The sequence below is a fragment of the Halobacillus sp. genome, from assembly GCF_049282395.1.
In the GTDB taxonomy this organism is placed as follows: domain Bacteria; phylum Bacillota; class Bacilli; order Bacillales; family Halobacillaceae; genus Halobacillus.
The window spans coordinates 1-2913 of the sequence record NZ_JBAPTY010000311.1; the positions used below are offsets into that span (position 1 = coordinate 1).

The 2913-nt window shown below is 41.2% G+C and carries 4 protein-coding genes; 1 reads left to right on the forward strand and 3 read right to left on the reverse strand.

Annotated elements, in window-relative coordinates; translation table 11 throughout:
• Nucleotides 1–168: 168 nt before the first annotated feature.
• Nucleotides 169–1254: a M42 family metallopeptidase gene (locus WAM07_RS13265; protein ID WP_224892963.1), complete on the reverse strand. Its 1086-nt coding sequence runs from the start codon at nt 1252–1254 to the stop codon at nt 169–171.
• A gap of 83 nt (nt 1255–1337) precedes the next feature.
• Nucleotides 1338–1820 (reverse strand): dUTP diphosphatase, encoded by a 483-nt coding sequence (locus tag WAM07_RS13270; RefSeq protein WP_422167562.1) that lies wholly within the window; start codon nt 1818–1820, stop codon nt 1338–1340.
• Nucleotides 1821–1934: 114 nt separating this feature from the next.
• Between WAM07_RS13270 and WAM07_RS13275 the strand changes: the two genes are divergently transcribed.
• Nucleotides 1935–2336 (forward strand): hypothetical protein, encoded by a 402-nt coding sequence (locus WAM07_RS13275; protein ID WP_014643968.1) that lies wholly within the window; start codon nt 1935–1937, stop codon nt 2334–2336.
• A gap of 34 nt (nt 2337–2370) precedes the next feature.
• On the opposite strand, the gene WAM07_RS13280 is transcribed toward WAM07_RS13275, so the two are convergent.
• Nucleotides 2371–2913, reverse strand: a 543-nt coding sequence (locus WAM07_RS13280; protein ID WP_422167564.1) for a TVP38/TMEM64 family protein, incomplete at its 5' end; no start/stop codon positions are given.

Sequence of the window (2913 nt, forward strand, 5' to 3'; positions counted from 1 at the left end):
AAATTTGTCTCCGGCTTCCTTCAGATTCCAGGTCACCCTGGACACCCTTGCCTTTGACTAACGGCTACAACGACCTTCGCCGATCGGGACTTGAACCCTATAGTTTATACCCATGCCGGGCACACCATAACAAAGACCAGTCCCATTTGGACTGGTCTTCTTTTTCTTTTATTGGAAAGTAATCTCCTGAACTTTATCTGCATCCAGTTCCTTAATCACTTCTACAATCAAACTAACTGCATTTTCGAAGTCATCACGGTGAAGCATAGCTGCATGAGAATGAATATAGCGGGTGGCAATCGTAATGGAAAGAGCAGGTACTCCGTCATGACTCAAGTGGATCGCTCCAGAGTCTGTACCTCCGCCTGCAAGAGAATCAAATTGATAAGGTATTTGATTCTTATCAGCCGTATCCGTCACAAAGTCACGTAAGCCCTTATGAGAAATCATAGACGCATCATACAAAATGATCTGAGGCCCATCTCCCATTTTACTGGAGGCATCCTTATCGGACACGCCAGGGGTATCGCCTGCAATTCCTACGTCTACACCAAAGGCGATATCTGGATTAATCAGGTTCGCAGATGTACGGGCACCACGAAGCCCTACCTCTTCCTGTACCGTCCCTACACCATAAACCACGTTCGGGTGCTTTTCACCTTTTAGACGTTTTAAAACCTCAATAGCGATAGCACAGCCAATTCGGTTATCCCACGCTTTAGCCAGAAGCATTTTTTCATTTTTCATCTGAGTGAATTCGAAGTATGGAACCACAGAGTCCCCAGGCTTCACTCCAAATTCTTCAGCCTCTTCCCGGCTTGAAGCACCGATATCGATAAACATATCTTTGATTTCCACTGGTTTCTTACGCTGCTCAGCAGGAAGAATATGCGGAGGCTTCGAGCCAATAACACCCGTCAGGTCTCCCTTTCTTGTCATAAGAGTAACACGCTGGGCAAGCATTACCTGACTCCACCAGCCCCCGACCGTTTGGAAATAAACGTAGCCATGATCATCAATACGGGTAACCATGAAGCCCACCTCATCCAAGTGCCCCGCAACCATGACACTCGGACCTTTTTTATCTCCAGTCTTCTTAGCAATCAAGCTGCCAAGATTGTCTGTAAATACCTCATCAGCGAAAGGTGTAATATACCTTTTCATTACTTCACGAGCTTCCCTTTCATTTCCCGGTACACCCTTAGCATCTGTAAGGTCTTTCAGCATGGTCAGTGTTTCATCTTTTTTAGCCATATGTAATAATTCCTCCTTTTTATTTCCATGTGTTATTATATATCTTTTCAAGCGATTTCACAAAAAATTGCGTCTCTTTGCTCTTAATATCCCTGATCCTGCCGCTCATAATTCACTTCATTTTTAGCATGATACGCACGAACCAGTTCAGCTTCACTAAATCCCAGCGTCTCCCCCAGGCTAAGGTAACTTCCAAATAATTTCTTATAATTTTCGTCATTTGTATGGTTACGAAACTGTTCTATGAGGGAATACACCGCTAGAAAAGCTTCTGTTTGTGATGCAAAAGGTGTAACAGGCTGCGACTCATACCGGTGCCCCAGGTCCAGCCCTAAGGATAAAATAAAATGAAGACCATCTACATATTCTTCTAAAATCACTTCTTTCGCACTAGCTTGCTTGGTACTCCAGAATTTAAAGCAGCGCGTTTCGTTTGCTAATTCACCTAATTCCACTTGAAGAGCCAGGACCTTTTCTTTTATGTTTTCTGAGCTATTCAGTTGATGATGTGTTTCAATATAATGATCAAGCTTTTCCTGCATAAGGTATAAGGTTTCCCAATTCATAAGATCTGACTCCTTCCCAAAAGCGTATCCTTAATAAATGTATCATTTTTTGAAACAAAACGACACTTCAAAACGTATATAAACTACTAACCCAAAAATAGGGAGACGATAAGTATGATCATAATCCTTTTTCGTATATTATTACTAATTGCTATTGCATTCATCTTATATACAGCCTACAAATTTGCTGTTAATCCACGAAGGAAACTGGAACTGGCCCGTGATAAAAAAGAATTTTATTTTCATGATAACAAAGAAAATACAAAAGAGAACTTTCTTATGACTTACAAAGGGTTTGTATTTGAAGGAGAGAAATATTTAGGCACGACGGAGCATTCCTTTGAGGTGGTTACGATTAACGTGAGCACCCATGAGCCCGAAAGGCTTCAAGGACTGGATCGAGAAGACATTTATTTTCTAGAGCAGGAAATCCTTATACGCTACCCTTATGCCTCCATTGAGTGGAAATATCCTATTAATCGCTTGATTATTCATCCTTTAGATGACAATTATTAAAAAAGGCTGATCCACGATGTGGAGCAGCCTTTTTTCATGGAGCAGTATGAAAGAAATCTTTCCAAACAAAGACTTCAATTTTCTTTCGGATTGTAAAACTTAATACAACTAAAAAAATTGAAAAAATTATCATCATAGGGATGGACAATAAAGAAATCCACTGCCCCATGGACGTGTAGATCACAGCTAAGGGAAAGTTTGCAAAAAGGGAAGATTTTGCATATTCTTTGAAATCCGCGCTGATTTCCAATAAACAGTAGGATAGTAAATTGAAATGAATAAAAGGAATCAAACGAAGAACAGCCACTTGCTTAACCGTTAAGTGAGCATTCTTTTTCATCCACTTTTCCTTCAGTCCTCGAAGCCTTTTCAACCCTGAGGGAACCAACCGAATCGTACGATAGAAAAGAAGGCTTGATAACATAGTACCAATAACTGAATAAGCGGTGCCCGCAATGGGACCAAACCATACCCCTCCCGTGATGCACACAAGCATCACCGGTAAAAACAGAAAAGGCCTTAATAAATGAATACCTATGAATAAGAGCGGTGCCCAGGCTTCTTGATGTTCGATCCA

Excerpts from the sequence above, each read along its gene's own strand:
- WAM07_RS13265 (WP_224892963.1), bottom strand. The coding sequence starts at position 1,254 with ATGGCTAAAAAAGATGAAACACTGACCATGCTGAAAGACCTTACAGAT.
- WAM07_RS13275 (WP_014643968.1), top strand. The coding sequence starts at position 1,935 with ATGATCATAATCCTTTTTCGTATATTATTACTAATTGCTATTGCATTC.
- WAM07_RS13270 (WP_422167562.1), bottom strand. The coding sequence starts at position 1,820 with ATGAATTGGGAAACCTTATACCTTATGCAGGAAAAGCTTGATCATTAT.